The organism is Lachnoclostridium sp. An169, assembly GCF_002160525.1.
GTDB lineage: Bacteria > Bacillota > Clostridia > Lachnospirales > Lachnospiraceae > Mediterraneibacter > Mediterraneibacter cottocaccae.
This window is the reverse complement of record NZ_NFKT01000042.1, coordinates 1-16,920: the sequence shown is the minus strand read 5'-3', so window position 1 is coordinate 16,920 and position 16,920 is coordinate 1. Positions and strand designations below refer to the sequence as shown.

Below are 16,920 nucleotides of genomic sequence, written 5' to 3'. Positions count from 1 at the left end.
TGTATGATACAGGTAAAAAGCGGCTCCTGAGAATGTGTCCTGGCAGGGCATCCCCTCAGAACCACTTCCGGCAGAGTTTCTCCACCACCCCGATCACCGCATACAGCGCCATCGCCATGAAGCAGAGCAGCACGATCGACATAAGCAGCCAGTTCATCTTGAAGAGGTGAAGAGACAAAAAGATAAAATGACCATCGCTCTTTGTAGCGAGAATAATGCGGAAAAGCATTGACGATATCCGGTATACAAATTTTAGCGAATACGTTATAATAAAGGACAAATAAAAACAGCTTGAGTATATTATGGATTACTATAAGAACTGTAGTATGGAAAAGCGAGGCGTTATCAGAAATATAAAGGGGGATATTGCAAGATGTATGATACAGGTAAAAAGCGACTCCCGGTAGGTATAGAAAGCTTTGAAGAGATAAGGTCGGATGACTATTACTATGTGGACAAAACGGCAATGATTCGTGATCTGCTGCAGAGACGGGGAAAGGTGAACCTTTTTACAAGACCGCGCCGATTTGGAAAGTCTTTGAACATGAGTATGTTGAAATGCTTTCTCGAAATCGGCTGTGATGATAAGCTTTTTGAAGAGCTTGAAATCAGCTCTGATATGGAGCTGTGTAATAAATATATGGGGAAATATCCCGTTGTTTCTATTTCTTTGAAGGGGGTCAACGGAGCAGATTACCCCACTGCCCGTGCTCTTATGTGTTCGGTTGTAGGAAACGAAGCCTCCAGATTTTACGACCTGTTTACTGCAAGTGAGAAACTGAATGAAGTTGACCGGAAGCAGTATGCCCAGTTGGTCAATGTGGACGCAGGGACAGAAGGCGGATTCCTGATGTCGGATGCCGTGCTGATGGGAAGTCTGAAAACGTTATCCATGCTGTTGGAAAAGCATTTCGGTGAAAAGGTAATTGTATTGATTGATGAATACGATGTTCCCCTTTCAAAAGCCAATGAGCGTCATTACTACGACGAGATGATTCTTCTGATCCGGAATATGTTTGAGCAGGTGCTGAAAACAAATGACAGCCTGTATTTTGCTGTACTGACCGGATGCCTGCGGGTATCGAAGGAAAGTATTTTTACCGGACTGAATAATCCAAGTATTTTCTCGATAACAGACGAGGACTGCGATTCCTATTTCGGATTTACAGATTCGGAAGTCAAGAGAATGCTGCGCTATTACGATCTGGAGGACAAGTATGATCTGATCCGGGAATGGTATGACGGTTACCGGTTTGGGGATACCGACGTATACTGCCCCTGGGACGTGATCAATTATGTAAATAAACTCCAGGTCAGACGGGATCTTCCGCCGCAGGACTATTGGTCGAATACAAGCAGTAATGATATTGTCCGGCACTTTATTGAACGGATTGGCGATGGGCTGACAAAAAGTGAGATTGAAGCACTGGTTGCCGGTGAGACTGTTGCGAAGGAGATTCATGAAGATCTGACCTATAACAGGCTTTACGATACGACGGATAATATCTGGAGCGTGCTGTTTACGACCGGATATTTAACCCAGAGGGGAACCTTGGATGGCAGAACCTATCAGCTGGCAATCCCCAATATGGAAATCCGGAATATTTTCAAAAATCAGATTATGACAATGTTCAGGAAAAATGTAGAGCAGGACGGAAAGACTCTGGATGCATTCTGTCAGGCACTCCAGACGGGGAATGCCGGGGATGCAGAGCGGCTGTTTACGGATTATCTCGGGAAAACCATCAGTATCCGAGATACCTTTGCCAGGAAACCGACAAAAGAGAACTTTTATCACGGTATCCTCCTGGGAATCCTTGGGTACAAAAACGGATGGTATGTACGTTCAAATAAAGAAGCCGGGGAAGGATACAGCGACATTATTATCAAAATCGAAGACGAAAGCATCGGTATAGTTATTGAAGTCAAGTATGCAGAAGAGTCACGTTACGACTATGTATGCAGGGGCGCCCTGGATCAGATTAAGGCGAGTGGATACGCACAGGCTTTGAAAGAGGAAGGATGCCACACGATTTTGAAATATGGAATTGCCTGCAATAAAAAGAAATGCAGGATTATGGTTGAAAAAGAAACCGAGGATGAAAATTTATAAAAATAATCATGGAGGTGTTAATAACGTGCCAGATAGCGATTAGCATACCAGATGAAGTACTTTTCGATACAAAAATGAGCAGGGAAGAGGCAAACCGTTTTGCGAGCTGTGCAGTAGCGGTAGGATACTATACTCAGAGTGGCGTATCAATCGGTTATTGTGCTCAAATTGCAGGGATGACAGAAGAAGAGTTCGTAAAATATCTGGGACAAAATCATATATCTATCTTTAAGTATGATGCTAAGGAAGAATTTCTGGAGGAGCTGAATAATGCGTAAAGTGATTGTAAACTCAACGCCGTTGATTGTGCTCTGTGGTATAGGGCGTTTGGAGATTCTTCAGAAAACAGCAGGGGGCATTAGCAGAAAATGTCCCCCCCTTTTCTCTTATAGGCATGCTCCATTGAATTAGAAACGGCTTTGCTCCAATATGTATTTCTCAAGAGCGGGTTTTGGAATCTTCCAGTCTTTCCCTTCTTTATAGGCTTTCAAGTGACCGGCGCGGACGATTTTATATGCCTGGGTAGTTCCTATCTTCAAGATTTCTGCAACATCAGTAATGGTCAGTATATCGTCATAAGACTCAAACATAATTGCTGTTTCACTCCTTTAATGTGAGATTTACATTGTAGTATCCGGCAGTTTCCTTTATTTTTGTGAGATATTCAGTCATTCTGTTTTCATCAAGTGCCGGGAAATCAGGAATATAACTTGCGGTAGAAATGATAAAGTGAAAGTGAGAGTGTTCATTTCCCGTGGTTTTATTTTCGGTATGATAGGCATAACAGACCGGGTATTCGTAAGAGAAGATCCGGGCAATACTGTCTGCCATATAGAAATAGTCTCCATAGGGTTCATCTAATGTGAATGGCATAGTAACGAGCATATGCCAGAGCTGCTGCGGCAGGATGTATTTTGGATTCTGTGAATAATAATTCTCTTCAAATGCTTCTATGAGCTTTTTCGGATCCGGGGGATATCCTATATTTACTACTCCATAGAACCGGATCGGTAGTGGCTTTTTGCTGTCAAGATGGAAGATATAAGACAGTGCATTATGTATAGCGTCTGTATTCTGGTATGTGCCGTTTACGAATTTGATATTTACATCAGTCAATTTTGCTCACCTCTTCAATCAATGTTTTTCTTGTCTGTTCCGGCATTTTAGTATTCTGTAAAAGATTATATACCCGTTGCTTGATCAGTTCTTTCTGAATTCTGAAAACTAAATCAGTCGGTTCACTGAATAATAAATCACGTATTGCTTCAGATATCGAGCAGCCGTTATTTTTTGCATATTCTTTAAGTGCTTCGGACTGTAACGGAGTTGTCCGAAATTTGTATACTTCCGTGTAATCTTTTAAATATTTCATCTTTTTCTCCTTATCTGGTTGATTTTATTATATTTATTGAGATGTTATTCATTGATAATTTTTAACTACAGATGATCTTTATATATAAATATAATTAATATTATAATATATATTTATATAATATACTTATTATATTATTGATATTCTATAAACTGTATTGTTTATTGAGTATCTATAATGTAATTAACTATTTAGCAGGTAACCGGATATTCTGTGGTGTATTCTAAGCGGTCAGGAATCGTGTATTTACATACATCTGGTTCACTGCAATAATTTTTGTACCACAAATCCGGTTACCCTCGGTAACAATTTATTCTATTGTTAGTTGATTTTATTTTTTAACATCAGATTTTATCGGATAATATGAAATAAACATATTTAATAATGAATACTGGGTATTAATATATCAGTGAAAAAAGATTGACAAAAGCCTGTATGTTTCCTATACTGAAAAGGCAGTTGAATACACAACTGCCTGTAACTGATCAATCGATTTAAGGAAGGAGGACAATTATGACACAGGTAAGAATGGAAAATAACGTAACAGCAGAATACAGCAGGGAGCGGATTGTCCTCGTGACAGTTTTATAAATATCTTATGCCATGACTGGATAATCCGGCATCTCTGATATCAGGGGTGTCTTTTTTGCGCTCTTTTTTACGCAGAGAAGAACCTGGAGGGAAAGGATTAATATGAAAACAGTAGATGGTATCTATGCATCCGCAAACATATTCACAGATACAATAGAAGATTATGCCCTGTCACAGATCAGGATGCTCTGTGATAACGAGGCGTTTGAGAACAGCCGGATCCGGATCATGCCGGATGTTCATCCGGGCAAAGTGGGAACCATAGGATTTACCGCCACCGTTGGAAAAAGGATACTTCCAAATGTGATTGGGGTTGATATCGGCTGTGGGATCACAGTGGCAAAACTGAAACAGAAGAAAGCAGAATTCCGTAAGATGGATTCAGTGATCCGGAAGAATATTCCTGCGGGAACAAAGATCAGGAGAACACCGCACCGGTTTGCTGAGGAGTTTGACTTTGAACGGCTGAACTGCTGCAGAGCGATTAACAAGGAAAAGGCACGTCACAGTCTGGGCAGTCTTGGCGGAGGAAATCATTTCATTGAACTGGATCAGGACAGTCAGGGCGGGCTTTATGTGGTGATCCATTCGGGAAGCCGTCATTTGGGAAATGAAGCCACAGAGCATTACCTGAAAGAAGGACAGAAGATCCTGAAAAGCAGAGGGGAACAGATCCCCTATGAGCTGACATACCTTGAAGGTGACTGCAGGGACGCTTATCTGGAAGATCTGCAGACCATACAGGAGTTTGCCGCTCTGAACAGGGCTGCTATACTGGATGAACTGGTCAGGGGAATGAAATGGAAGATGACGGAGAAATTCTCGTCTGTCCATAATTACATTGATGGTTCCGGCGCGGAAATGATCCTTAGAAAAGGGGCGGTTTCCGCAAATGCAGGAGAGAAGGTAATCATTCCCATTAATATGAGGGACGGCGTGATCCTTGGAACTGGTCTGGGAAATCCGGAATGGAATTATTCTGCCCCTCATGGAGCAGGAAGGATCATGAAGCGGGAGGATGTAAAACAGAAGCATACGGTTTCGGAATTTAAGAAGGAAATGAAGGGGATCTACAGCAGTTGTATCGGGGCGGCTACACTGGATGAAGCGCCTTTTGCATACCGTGGGATAGATGAAATCCTGGGGGCGGTAAAAGACACGGTAGAGATCCGGAATATACTGAAACCGGTATATAACTATAAGGCAGGGAAAAATTAGAAAAAGGAGCATTTACTTGGAAAGGACAAGAGAATACAGGATTACAGTAAGGAAAAAGAAAATAAAACAGAGAAAGAGAAATATAAAGAATCTGCGAACATTTTATGGTTACGAATACGAGCATTCTGTGACATACAGAAGAAAGATTTACAGTGCTGTATTTGGCGAAAAAGAAGGGCTGTTAGCAAAACATGATTACGGTGCTGTTACAGGCGGATGTCCCAGAAAAACAAAAACCAAGGAAAGAAAAGCATTGTACAGATATAAAGGTGCATATGGGAAAGCGGTAGATTATTCCCATCATGACAGAATGCAGCTTATCGATATGGGACAGGAGCTGAAGGCGTTTTACAACAACGAACTGGAAGAAAATGATGAAAGCGGGTGAAAATATGATAGTACAGATCAGCTCCGGTCAGGGACCGGCAGAGTGTGAGTTGGCGGTGTCCAAGTTCTATGAAGCTTTGAAAAAAGAATATCCGGAAATTGAGTTGCTTTCCGTCCACAAGTCTCGGATAAGCGGCGGCAGTACATCGATCCGGTTTTCGACGGAGAGGGACTTGTCAGAGTTGGAGGGGAGCGTGCAGTGGATCTGCAGAAGCCCATTCCGACCGAATCATAAAAGAAAAAACTGGTTTATTGACGTGAGTATAATTCCGGAGCAGGAAGAGGTAAGCAAAGAGCAGGAAATCCGTTTTGAGAGATTTCATTCCAGTGGAAAAGGTGGTCAGAATGTTAATAAGGTGGAGACAGGAGTGCGCCTGATCCATATACCGACAGGGATAACGGTAACATCCACTGCGGAAAGAAGCCAGTTTGCGAATAAAAGAGATGCACTGCGTAAGCTAAATGCAATTCTGGAACAGAGGGAAAAGGCGGAAACAGGAAAACAGGTGAATTCGGCATGGAGAGAGCATAACCGGATTCAGAGGGGAAATCCGGTCAGAGTATATGAAGGGATGGCATTTAAGCGGAAGAAGTGAGAAAAACTGAAAAAGCAGGATGATGTAATGATATATTATTATTTTGAAGCGGTAAGGGATTGTCTTTACCGCTTTAAATATTTTTCGGAGGTCAAAAGAGAAATGGAATGTGAAGAGAAAAATGAAATTGAAAAACTGCAGGAGGAGGCGTTTATGGATGGGTATAAATATGCAATACAAATTTTGCAGGAAAGCATGGGAAAAAGAAAAACGAATAATGATATCGAACGGGGAAATATCAGACACTGATTAAAAGTATAGGCGAATATATCCTGTTACAAAGTATCAGATATTTTAGATTGAAACGGGTATGGGGCACAGCATTTTTATGCGATGCCCCATATAAGTTTATTCGCTCATGGGTCTAATACCCCGCTGCTTGCAACGTTCTAAAAAAGAAACTAGTAGCGGATACCCCGTTGCTTGCAGCGGGGTGGTTCATTTTTTTCTTAATATATCGTGAATAATCTGTTGGATATGTGTCAGTTCTGTTTCTGTAAGCCCTGTGACTTCTATATATTGTCTTGTGTCGATCTCAAGCAGATAATCTGTGCTAACTGAAAAAAAGCGGGAGATTCTGATCAGCATGTCTATGGAAGGGAGAATATTATTATTTTCCCAATTTGATACAGTCTGTTTTGAAACACCAAGTTTTTCAGCCAGTTGAACCTGTGAATAATTGTGGGCGGTTCTTAGTTTTTTGATTACGTCTCCAAACATTAAATCACTCCTTTAAAAATAAGGCTACTAAACACATGGTATATTTACAAAATACTTTAGTATTGATATAATAGACTTTAAGAGAAAAATACCCATTGGGAGGAATGAGATGAAGAAAAAAATTTGGATGATAGTTATACTAGTAATAGTGTTGGTCATTTTGTGGAGTCTACTATTCGACAGAGAGGGAGTTATGAGTTTTTTTGGTGTGTGATTAAGGGGGAAACAACATGTTTTGCGTAAAATGTGGAAAAGAGTTAAAACCGGAGTGGAAGGTCTGCCCGAATTGTGGAGAACCAGTTGAGCAAATGAAAGCGCATGACACTCCGAATATGGTTAGCGACAAGGCTAATATCGAAGATACTTCTGAGTATGAAATTAGAATGGAAGTGCATGCCGGTGAACTTACAATTTCTGGACAGCGGAGATTTACTAGTGAAATCTTCATAAAGGGAAAAGAAGTGATGGTTAGAAATTATATGAATACAAAGAGTTACAGTGCTCCTGTTGATACTAGGTTTATGACTCGGGATATTCAGCGAATAAAGTATAAACGTCATGCAGTAATACGAAAAATTCATAAAACACGATATATAATAGCAGGAATTCTCTTTGTATTAGGAATTGTAACATCAGTTTTCTATTTATGTCTTATTGCATTAATTATAGCTCTGTTAAATTATATTGATAGTTGCTCTAAGGCAATGGAAATATCGCTTGTTGATGGAAGAAAAGTGTATATCTATTATTTTGATCAAGATGATGTAATTCAAATTGAAAAAGAACTAATGAGAAGAAAAAATAAAATTTCATAAGTATTGTAGGAGGTGTAAGCTGATGTATTGCCCTAATTGCGGTTGCCAAGTAGAAGAAGACTGGATAGTTTGTCCTAGTTGTGGAATTAAGCTTAAAGAAAATAATAAAGATGAAGCACAGGTAGTTAAGTCTTCTGTTTTAAACAATGAAAAAAATATCAAAAAGAAAAAGCCAAAATGGAAAAAAATAGGTACAATCATTGTCGCAATTATAGTGTTTTATATTTTAGCACAAATACCAATGTCAACTATAACTGATATCGGAAAACCAAGCACTGATTCTGATGACTATTATGATGGATACGATTACAATATAGTAGAGAATGATAATCAAAGCAATAACGGAGAATCAACACAGGAAAATTCGGATGGATCGCAGACAGTAGCTGAATATTTAGAGAGTTGTATTTCAGTTACTCCCGAAGAGTTAAACAGAAATCCCGATATGTATGTAGGGAAAGATATCGTATTAGAAGGCAGTTTCTCTACTGTGATGGATAGTATTATTATTGGACTTTGGGACGGACAAGGTGGGATAGAAGTCAAATACGATGGAAAATCTGCTTATGATACCAATGGAGTGGCAGTTGGAAATGTGATAGAGGGTGATTATGGTTATGCCGCAGGAGTTTTTCAAGGAGAAGATGATTTTGGGGTTCTTTACATGGATGGTGCAATAATTATATTAACTTATCAGGAGGAGTGAGGGTTATGTATTGTGTTAACTGTGGTAAAGAAGTTAAGGATGAGTGGGTTAAATGTCCCTATTGTGGAGCAACATTAAAGAAAGATCTAAAAGATGATGAAAAGAAAAAAACTGTTGATATAAGCGACAATCGTAAAAATGCAAAAGCAAAAGGAGGATTTAAGAAGATCCTTTTGACTATTTTAGGTGTTTTTGTTGCTATAATCGTTTTTTTATTTATTATTGGGAGTCTTAGTGGTTCGGAAAATGAAAGTGAAAATAACGAGAAAATCAATGTTAGTGATGGCACAGAAGAGCAAGAAAATTATTCAGATTTGGACCTTGAAACATTGATAGGGAAAACAGCAGAGGAACTGCAAGAATTAGGTTTTGTTTTTAATAATGACACCAATCGATGCGAATTACTGAATGGTAAAGTGTATGCGGAGTTTGATTCAGAGGGAAATGCCAATCGTATAGTGGTAACAGGATCTGAAGACTATCTGCCTTCTGTTCATGGAATTAGAGGTGGTATGAGCTTAGACGAAGCTGATATATTATTGAAAGATACATATGAATCAACAGGTACTTCTGATGGAGAAGCAATTTATGTTAACCGCACAAGTAGAATGGGGGTAGGAATTCGCTCAAATAATAATCAGATTACTGAGCTTATCTCCGGACAGCTTACAAAAGAAGATTTGGATGAATATTTGGAACAGGTATATATTTTCCCTTATAGTGATAGCGAATATTTATCAGAGGACGAAGTGAGATTATATGATGCGGATACGCTCAGAATAGGGCGCAATGAGATATTTGCACGCCATGGGGTGATCTTTGATTCTGCCGATCTGCAAGACTATTTTGATAAAATGCCATGGTATGAAGGGACAATATCTGTTTCTGACTTCAATTCGGATTCGGTTTTTAATGAATACGAAAAAGCAAATGTTAATTTGATAAAAACTATTGAAGATGAATTAAACAATGTCCATGAGGATTTTATTGGTTTGGAAGGTACATATATCTGTATTGATCCATTGGAAGATGGAATTACAGGACGTTTTGACATTACTAATATTACGGATGATACCTTGACTTTTTCACTTGGAACTTTAGAGGGCATGCCAGGGGTTATGACAGAACAGGCGCAAATTATAGATGAATGTACTGCTCAAATAACAACTTATGGTTTTACAATTACTTTTACATGGTCAGATCCGGAAAATATGTATGTGACCAACTCCGGTGAAATTACTGGAATGGAGGCTGCCGTAATCAATGATGTGACAGAAAGCAGAAGCTATACAAGACCTACGGAATTTAATTAATAGTAAATATCTGAAATTCAATTACATATTATATCCATGAAGCAATACCATGCGGTGAAGCCTTTCGGGGCTTCACCTTTTTTCTTTTACAGAAGGGAGGAATCCAATGGATGCAGGCAGAATCCTGATCGCTGTGCTTGCCTGTGCAGTGACCGTGTACAAGATTATCAGCGATGACGATTAGGACGGGAACACAGTAAAATTCCGGTGCCATAAACCGGAAAACCAGAAAAGAAACACAAGGAAAAAAGAACAAATCTGAAAGTAAATAATCGAAGGAGGAAGGAAACAATGGCAGCAAATGTAGAAACTATGTTTTATGTAAGAGAAACCCCGTGGCATGGACTGGGAACAAAAGTGATGGAAGCTCCGGATTCCCGGAAAGCGCTGATTGTGGCGGGTCTGGACTGGAATGTCGTCCAGGAACCGATCTATACCGACACCGGGGAGCCGATTTCCGGGTATAAAGCAAATATCCGGGATTCTGACCGCAGTGTTTTGGGTGTGGTGACAGACCGCTATAAGGTGATCCAGAACCGGGAGGCGTTTGCCTTTACAGATGAACTGCTCGGTCAGGGTGTGCGTTATGAGACGGCAGGAAGCCTACAGGGAGGACGGAAGGTATGGCTGTTGGCGCGTATGCCCCATGAATATATCATCTCCGGGGAGCGGATCAGCCCCTATCTGCTGTTCTCCAACACCCATGACGGCTCCAGCTCCATCAAGGTTGCCCTTACGCCGATCCGGGTAGTGTGTAATAATACGCTCAACCTGGCTTTGAATACGGCGAAACGCTCCTGGTCTATGATCCATACCGGGGACATCCAGGCAAAGATGCAGGAAGCCAGGAACACGCTTTTCCGGGCGGAGAAATATATGGATGAACTGGGCAGGGAGTTTGAAGCCCTCCGCATGAAAAAGCTGACGGATCAGCAGGTGAAGGAGTATATAGAAATTCTCCTGCCCGTTGAGGACGGATCTACCCCGCAGCAGATCAGGAACATGAAGCGTCTGCAGGAGGATATGAAGCTCCGGTATTTTGAAGCCCCGGATCTGCAGGACACCGGAAAGAATGCCTACCGCTTCATAAATGCAGTCTCAGATTTTGCCACCCACGCCAAGCCCCTGAGGAAAACGGTAAATTACAGGGAAAACCTGTTTGCGAGGACAGTGGAAGGAAATCCGTTGATCGATAAGGCTTATCAGCTTGTATCTGCCGCATAGAAAAGGAATGGATTACAGAATGAAGAAAGAAGAAAGGAGAGGAGGAACAGAACCATGAAAAAATTAGTATCCACGCTGAATCTGGACAGGAAGGAATGGCTGAAATACCGGAAACAGGGAATCGGAGGCTCTGATGCAGGTGCGGTGTGCGGGTTTAACCCGTACCGCACCGCAATCCAGGTATATTACGATAAGACTTCCGGAGAGACTGAAGAGATCGACAATGAAGCCATGCGTCAGGGCAGGGAATTTGAGGCTTATGTGGCAGGAAGGTTTACAGAGGCAACCGGGAAAAAGGTCAGGCGGGCAAATGCCATGTTCTACGATGAGGCAAATCCATTTATGTTGGCGGATGTTGACCGGATGGTTACGGGGGAAAATGCCGGTCTTGAGTGCAAGACGGCAAGCCCCTACATGGCAGACAAATGGCAGGATGGCAGGATTCCGCTTTCCTACCAGATTCAGTGCTACCATTATATGTCCGTGTGTCATGCGGATGCCTGGTACATTGCCGTCCTGATCTATGGGAAGGAGTTCAAGTATTACCGGATTGAGCGGGACGAGCAGATTATCGACAACCTGATCCGGATTGAAAAGAGTTTCTGGGAAAATCACGTCAAAGCCGGAATTATGCCGGATCCGGACGGCTCGAAAACAGCGGAGCAGGTCATTGCGGAATATTTCCCGGAGACAGGCGGAAGGAGCATACCGCTTACCGGATTTGACGATAAACTCCGTCGCAGACAGGAGCTTGTGGGGATTATGGAGCGGATGGAGACAGAAAAGAAACAAATCGACCAGGAACTGAAAATATATCTTGGGGATGCGGAAACAGCGGAGAATGAACATTTCCGTGTTTCCTGGAAGAACGTAAGCAGGAGCAGTCTGGACGAAAAGCGCTTAAAGGAAGAAAATCCGGAGATCTACAGGAAGTACCGCCGGGAAACGGTAAGCCGGAGATTCACTGTCAGGGCGGCATAGCATCCGGATGGAGACAGGCATGAAGCACAGGGAGAGATTATTATACTGGATTTTAAGGATTCTATTGAAGGAGGATTAGATTATGGCGCCAAGAGCCACAAACAGTGTAAAAGAGGAACTTGCCAAAAAAGCAGAAACCACGGCAGGAGAAACAAAGTTGAAGAAGTCCATGAGCATTGCAGACCTGATAAAAGCAATGACACCGGAGATTAAGAAAGCTCTGCCGGAAGTCATTACACCGGAGCGATTCACGAGGATGGCATTATCAGCATTGAATACAACTCCGAAACTGCAGGAATGTACCCAGATGAGTTTCCTTGCTGCGCTGATGAATGCGGCACAGCTCGGTCTGGAGCCGAACACACCGTTGGGTCAGGCTTACCTTATCCCGTATAACAATAAGCAAGTTATGGAGTGCCAGTTCCAGATCGGTTATAAAGGGCTGATCGATCTGGCATACCGGAATCCCCAGATGCAGATCGTTTCGGCACAGACGGTCTATGAGAATGATGAATTCGAATATGAACTTGGTCTGAATCCGAAACTGGAGCACAGACCGGCGCTTACAGACCGCGGAGAGATCCGGCTTTTCTATGGTCTCTTTAAGCTTGTAAACGGTGGGTTCGGTTTTGAAGTGATGAGTAAGGAGGCTGTGGATGCATACGCGAAGGAATATTCGAAATCTTTTGATTCTTCCTTCAGTCCGTGGAAAACCAACTATGAAGCCATGGCGAAAAAGACCGTGATTAAGCAGGCTCTCAAGTATGCCCCGGTTAGGGCTGATTTCAGAAGGGCTTTATCTGCGGATGAAACGATTAAGAATGAAATCGGAGAGGAAATGTCAGACATACAGGGAGAGAATATCTTTGACGCTGACTATACAGAGCAGAGTGCATGAATGGAACGGGTAAAAAGTTTTAGGAGGAATTATGCTGATTGAAAAAATATATAAACAAGTCTACGCTAAAATGCAGGAAGAAACAGGAGCGGATGATTCGGTTATGAGCGACCGGTTATCCGCACTCATAGGAACACCCATAGAGGAACTGGATAAGGAGAGACTGGAGCTGTTGCTGTGCAATGCCGTTATCATTGGTCAGGAGCAGGGATTTGTAAACGGTTTCCGGTTCTGCATCCGGCTTCTGTCGGAAGCACTGGGATAAAGAAGAAAGGGGAAATACACGATGAAAACGGTAATGGAATATGAAGAATTTAAAAAGGAACTGCTCCGGCAGGTCAGTGAGAGGTTGGGAGAAGATGGAGAAGCTGAGGTTATTCCCGTGAATAAGAATAACGGGATTCTGAAAGAAACCATAGGAATTCACGGAAATACCGGAGGTCTGAAACCGCTTGTTTATGTGGAAAGCCTTTATGAACAGTACTGTATGTGCGGAGATTTTTCTGCCTGTGTCGGATTCGTGACCGGGCTGTACCACTCCATGATGGATCTGCATATGGAACAGTATTTTGAAAGTTGGGAAGTGGTAAAGCCGAGAATTGTGGTAAGGGTCGCTAATTTGAAAAGAAATCAAGCTGAGTTGGAAAATATTCCACATAAGAGATACCTGGATCTGGCTGTATACTGCAGGGTTATTCTGGCAGAAAATGAAAATGGCACGGCAAGTACAGCGGTTAAGAAGAGCATGCTCCACTATCTGGGAGTCGGGGAAGAGGAGCTGTGGGAAGCAGCCCGGAGCAGTTTCCGGAAGGAAAAGTTCTGGATCCGGCATATCGATGAAGCAATCGGAATCAGCGGAAAGATTCTGGAAAAATTATTAAAGCTGCCACCCTGTAAAGATGAAACTTATATCCTCACAAATGAGTACCGCTGCAGCGGGGCTGTGGGAATGCTCCGGTTTGACCTGTTGGAGAAATTCGCAGAGCAGAAAGAAGCAGACCTCTTTGTTCTGCCCAGTTCTGTGAATGAGGTGCTCGTAATTCCTGACAGGGGTAACCAGACACCGGAGTTTCTGCGGACACTGGTTAAGAAGAATAATGAGTTTTACCCGGACGAGGGGGATCTTTCGGAGAATATTTATTATTACCGCAGGGGACAGAAGAAGCTTGAAATAATTTTATCCAAACTGGAAGAAGGCGAGGAGTCAGCAAGAGAGGAAGGATGGCTTTCTGCGGATGAAGCAGAGAAGTCACTGGGACTTTGAAAATTTAACCTGGAGCAACAGAAGAATTGTAAATGAGCAGCCCATGGGAAGAAAACCTGTGGGCTGTTTTCGTTACTGTGATTAAACAGCCATTAAATGGAAGAAACAGATTAAGGAGAATAAGCAATGCTAAAATTAAAATATGAGGAATTTAAGGAACAGCTCCTTGAAAAAATTCGGGAGAAAACAGGAAAAAATGCCGTGATTAGAGAGACGTTCGTTGAAGGGAAAAACGGGAAACAAAGACAGGAAATTTTGTATATTCCGGAGGAAAACGATGAAATCATTACAGCACTTTCCCTGGGCGGTTTATATGCGGAGTATCTGGGTGGAAAATCCCTTGACCGGTGTACCACCCTGATAGTAGAAAACTGCGGTGTGATGCAGCGGTTAGCTGTGAGCAGGGACTTTCATAACTGGGAAAGAATGAAAAATTATCTTCGGATTGAGGTGGTAAATGCGGAACGGGAGAGCAGTTTTCTGGAGAACACACTGCACAGGAAGATACTCGATCTGGCAGTGTACTGCAGGCTTGTATTTAAAGAAAGCGGGAGCGGCATTGTATCGCTTGTGGTCAGGCAGTCAATGCTTCCGCTCTGGGGAATTACAGAGGAGCAGATGTGGGAGCAGGCAGAAGCGCTTTTCCGAAAAGAGAGATTTGAGGTTGTGTCTACAGGGGATTTCCTCAGATGGATTCTCCGGTATCTGGGGGAAGAGGTGCCGGAAGAGGAGGAAGGCGAGGAAAATTTATATATGCTGACCAACCGTTTTTGCAACAGGGGAGCATCCGGGATGTTCCGTACCGATATTCTGGAACAGCTCGGACAAAAGCATCACTGCGGGATATTTATCTTCCCAAGTTCTGTAAATGAGGTTATGCTGATGCCGGATAATGTTGAAGTCAGTCTGGAAGAGATGAAGGAGTGCGTGACAGATACGAACCGCCTGTTTGTGAAACCGGAGGAGAGGCTGTCGGATTCGGTCTATCATTATGAACTGGGAAGCGGAAAGGTTGTAATTGCAGGATGAAAAAGGAAACAGAAAATCAGGGAAGAACATTTGGTTATGCAAGAGTAAGCAGCAGGGAGCAGAATTTAGACAGGCAGATTCTGGCGCTGAAAGAGTACGTGGAAGAGGAGAACATCCTGACGGATAAGTCCAGTGGGAAAGATCTGGAACGTCCGGCTTATCAGGCTTTAAAGGGAGCTTTGGGTTTACGGGAAGGAGATACGCTTGTTATTACATCTCTGGATCGGCTGTCAAGAAACAAGGAAGATATAAAGAATGAACTGCAGTGGTTCCAAGAGAAGAAGGTGCGGCTGAAAATTTTAGATCTTCCGACATCACTGATAGAGGTTCCGGATGGACAGCAGTGGCTTATACGGATGACGGAGAATATCCTTATAGAGGTTTTGGGAAGTTTAGCAGAACAAGAGAGAATTATGATCAGAAAAAGACAAAGAGAAGGAATCGAGGCTGCAAAAGCGAAAGGAAAACATCTGGGCAGACCCAAAAAAAAACAGCCGGAGGAGTTTGGTGAAATATATGCCCAATGGAAACGGGATGAGATTACAGCGGTAGAGGCAATGAAAAAAATGGGACTGTCAAGCAGTACATTCTACCGGATGGCGCGAAAGTATGAGAGTGATTCAAAAAGCGCATGATTTTTGATATATCTGTCAAAATCCGAAAACATAGTTTTGATACAGACCTGCCGGGACAAAAGCAGTTCTGTCAGAAAGTAGAGGTTGTGGGACAGAATACGTTTCGGAATCTTGCAAAGGATATTCTAATATGTATTCCATATATTATTCTTTCGGGCTATCCGGTTTTTGTTATCGTAGACAATAGTCAGAACAGTTCAGCATTTGTGGAATTCCTTTAGGTGAGGATTGTTGCATTATAAAAATATTGATATAATTAGTACATAGATAGATCTTACAATAATCACGGGGGAGAAGTGATAAATTAATAGAACAATATCCGGATACTTTGAAATTTGAAGATGATTTAAAGACGAGAAGGGAGAGAAAATAATGAAATGCATGAGCTGCAAATATGGAGAAATGGAAGAAGCAAAAACAACATATTTCGCACAATTAAATGATTGCTATGTGATTATTGAGAATGTCCCTTGTATGAAATGCAGCCAGTGTGGAGATGAATTTTTAAAGTCGTCTGCAGCAGAGAAGATCGATGATATTCTGGATGGAATTGAAAAAATAGCAAGTAAGATTTACATTCTGGATTATGCTACGGCAGCGTAAATGTGGCAAAGCAGATCAGTTTCTGGCGTCAGGGAATAATGCTTTGGAACGGTATGAAATAGCGAGGCACAGAATGGCTTTAACAGCTATCATGTAGAGACTGATAGACTGCGGATAATAAGAGTCCCAGTTTGTCAGTCTCCCTTGTTTAGTATTCAAGCAAATGTGACCGATTTATTCCTTATCTGATCACCATCTGGAGGTCTGGTGTTAAAAAGTAGAAATTGCAAGAAAGTGTCCCAGAATAAAAAATTTTTCCCAAAAGGGTTTGTTTTATCAATTAAATATTAAGAATATTTTCTGAAAAAGTTCTATATTGGGACAGCCTGCATATAATATCAATAAGTTAACCTGTTGTGCTAATTTGTTTTGGTGTATCTGTAAGTTGCGAAAGGGCGAAAATCCCCCTTCTACTTTTAGTTGGACAGTTATCTGCTAAAAGATAAGCTGCTTGA

Annotated in this window: 22 protein-coding genes; 17 read left to right on the top strand and 5 right to left on the bottom strand. The window is 41.9% G+C overall.

The features are described from left to right. Nucleotides 1-55 precede the first annotated feature (55 nt). Nucleotides 56-229, bottom strand: coding sequence for a hypothetical protein (locus tag B5F07_RS23225; RefSeq protein ID WP_242972609.1), 174 nt, complete (start codon nt 227-229; stop codon nt 56-58). A 144-nt stretch (nt 230-373) separates the two neighbouring features. Here B5F07_RS23225 and B5F07_RS19910 point away from each other — a divergent pair, with 144 nt between their 5' ends. Continuing rightward, a complete protein-coding gene (locus B5F07_RS19910; RefSeq protein WP_087162957.1) occupies nt 374-2,113 on the top strand; it encodes an AAA family ATPase in 1,740 nt (579 codons plus the stop codon). 8 nt (nt 2,114-2,121) lie between these two features. Further along, nucleotides 2,122-2,391 carry a UPF0175 family protein gene (locus B5F07_RS19905; RefSeq protein WP_087162956.1) on the top strand — a complete coding sequence of 90 codons (270 nt, stop codon included), beginning with the start codon at nt 2,122-2,124 and terminating at the stop codon, nt 2,389-2,391. A gap of 129 nt (nt 2,392-2,520) precedes the next feature. Here B5F07_RS19905 and B5F07_RS19900 read toward each other — a convergent pair whose 3' ends face one another. From B5F07_RS19900 to B5F07_RS19890, 3 genes are read right to left on the bottom strand one after another with little or no spacing between them, the layout of a single operon-like run. Further along, nucleotides 2,521-2,703, bottom strand: coding sequence for a helix-turn-helix domain-containing protein (locus tag B5F07_RS19900; protein WP_087162955.1), 183 nt, complete (start codon nt 2,701-2,703; stop codon nt 2,521-2,523). A 10-nt stretch (nt 2,704-2,713) separates the two neighbouring features. Continuing rightward, the gene (locus B5F07_RS19895; RefSeq protein ID WP_087162954.1) at nt 2,714-3,229 is read right to left on the bottom strand and encodes a hypothetical protein; all 516 of its coding nucleotides are present in this window, start codon (nt 3,227-3,229) and stop codon (nt 2,714-2,716) included. Next, nucleotides 3,222-3,485 (bottom strand): hypothetical protein, encoded by a 264-nt coding sequence (locus tag B5F07_RS19890; RefSeq protein WP_087162953.1) that lies wholly within the window; start codon nt 3,483-3,485, stop codon nt 3,222-3,224. The genes B5F07_RS19895 and B5F07_RS19890 overlap by 8 nt, the downstream gene beginning before the upstream one ends. Nucleotides 3,486-4,178: 693 nt before the next feature. On the opposite strand from B5F07_RS19890, the gene B5F07_RS19885 reads away from it, so the two are divergent. From B5F07_RS19885 to B5F07_RS19870, 4 genes are read left to right on the top strand one after another with little or no spacing between them, the layout of a single operon-like run. Further along, complete coding sequence (locus B5F07_RS19885) at nt 4,179-5,294, top strand: RtcB family protein (RefSeq protein WP_087162952.1); 1,116 nt, start codon at nt 4,179-4,181, stop codon at nt 5,292-5,294. 16 nt (nt 5,295-5,310) lie between these two features. Continuing rightward, entirely contained in the window at nt 5,311-5,682 is a 372-nt protein-coding gene (locus B5F07_RS19880) for a hypothetical protein (protein WP_087162951.1), read from the top strand. Between the two features lie 4 nt (nt 5,683-5,686). After that, a complete protein-coding gene (prfH, locus tag B5F07_RS19875) occupies nt 5,687-6,277 on the top strand; it encodes a peptide chain release factor H (RefSeq protein ID WP_087162977.1) in 591 nt (196 codons plus the stop codon). Nucleotides 6,278-6,304: 27 nt separating this feature from the next. Further along, nucleotides 6,305-6,526: a hypothetical protein gene (locus tag B5F07_RS19870; protein WP_087162950.1), complete on the top strand. Its 222-nt coding sequence runs from the start codon at nt 6,305-6,307 to the stop codon at nt 6,524-6,526. A 189-nt stretch (nt 6,527-6,715) separates the two neighbouring features. Here the strand turns inward: B5F07_RS19870 and B5F07_RS19865 are convergent, their stop codons facing one another. Beyond that, a complete protein-coding gene (locus tag B5F07_RS19865) occupies nt 6,716-6,997 on the bottom strand; it encodes a helix-turn-helix domain-containing protein (RefSeq protein WP_087162949.1) in 282 nt (93 codons plus the stop codon). A 230-nt stretch (nt 6,998-7,227) separates the two neighbouring features. Between B5F07_RS19865 and B5F07_RS19860 the strand changes: the two genes are divergently transcribed. The 11 genes from B5F07_RS19860 (at nt 7,228) to B5F07_RS19805 (ending at nt 16,465) form a co-directional block, all read left to right on the top strand. Next, a complete protein-coding gene (locus B5F07_RS19860; protein WP_087162948.1) occupies nt 7,228-7,812 on the top strand; it encodes a zinc ribbon domain-containing protein in 585 nt (194 codons plus the stop codon). Nucleotides 7,813-7,834: 22 nt separating this feature from the next. Continuing rightward, nucleotides 7,835-8,518 (top strand): zinc ribbon domain-containing protein, encoded by a 684-nt coding sequence (locus B5F07_RS19855; RefSeq protein WP_087162947.1) that lies wholly within the window; start codon nt 7,835-7,837, stop codon nt 8,516-8,518. 5 nt (nt 8,519-8,523) lie between these two features. Further along, a complete protein-coding gene (locus B5F07_RS19850) occupies nt 8,524-9,831 on the top strand; it encodes a YARHG domain-containing protein (RefSeq protein WP_087162946.1) in 1,308 nt (435 codons plus the stop codon). Between the two features lie 291 nt (nt 9,832-10,122). Further along, nucleotides 10,123-11,055: a DUF932 domain-containing protein gene (locus tag B5F07_RS19845; RefSeq protein ID WP_087162945.1), complete on the top strand. Its 933-nt coding sequence runs from the start codon at nt 10,123-10,125 to the stop codon at nt 11,053-11,055. Between the two features lie 54 nt (nt 11,056-11,109). Next, on the top strand, nt 11,110-12,036 hold the full coding sequence (locus B5F07_RS19840; RefSeq protein WP_087162944.1) for a YqaJ viral recombinase family nuclease: 927 nt from the start codon (nt 11,110-11,112) through the stop codon (nt 12,034-12,036). An 82-nt stretch (nt 12,037-12,118) separates the two neighbouring features. Further along, nucleotides 12,119-12,934, top strand: a complete 816-nt coding sequence (locus tag B5F07_RS19835; protein WP_087162943.1) for a recombinase RecT — start codon at nt 12,119-12,121, stop codon at nt 12,932-12,934. A 31-nt stretch (nt 12,935-12,965) separates the two neighbouring features. After that, nucleotides 12,966-13,199 (top strand): hypothetical protein, encoded by a 234-nt coding sequence (locus tag B5F07_RS19830; protein ID WP_087162942.1) that lies wholly within the window; start codon nt 12,966-12,968, stop codon nt 13,197-13,199. Between the two features lie 21 nt (nt 13,200-13,220). Next, complete coding sequence (locus B5F07_RS19825) at nt 13,221-14,198, top strand: DUF5688 family protein (RefSeq protein ID WP_087162941.1); 978 nt, start codon at nt 13,221-13,223, stop codon at nt 14,196-14,198. Nucleotides 14,199-14,324: 126 nt separating this feature from the next. Further along, nucleotides 14,325-15,227 (top strand): DUF5688 family protein, encoded by a 903-nt coding sequence (locus B5F07_RS19820; protein ID WP_087162940.1) that lies wholly within the window; start codon nt 14,325-14,327, stop codon nt 15,225-15,227. Beyond that, a complete protein-coding gene (locus B5F07_RS19815; RefSeq protein ID WP_087162939.1) occupies nt 15,224-15,862 on the top strand; it encodes a recombinase family protein in 639 nt (212 codons plus the stop codon). The genes B5F07_RS19820 and B5F07_RS19815 overlap by 4 nt, the downstream gene beginning before the upstream one ends. Nucleotides 15,863-16,234: 372 nt before the next feature. Beyond that, complete coding sequence (locus B5F07_RS19805; protein WP_087162937.1) at nt 16,235-16,465, top strand: type II toxin-antitoxin system MqsA family antitoxin; 231 nt, start codon at nt 16,235-16,237, stop codon at nt 16,463-16,465. Nucleotides 16,466-16,920 lie beyond the last annotated feature (455 nt).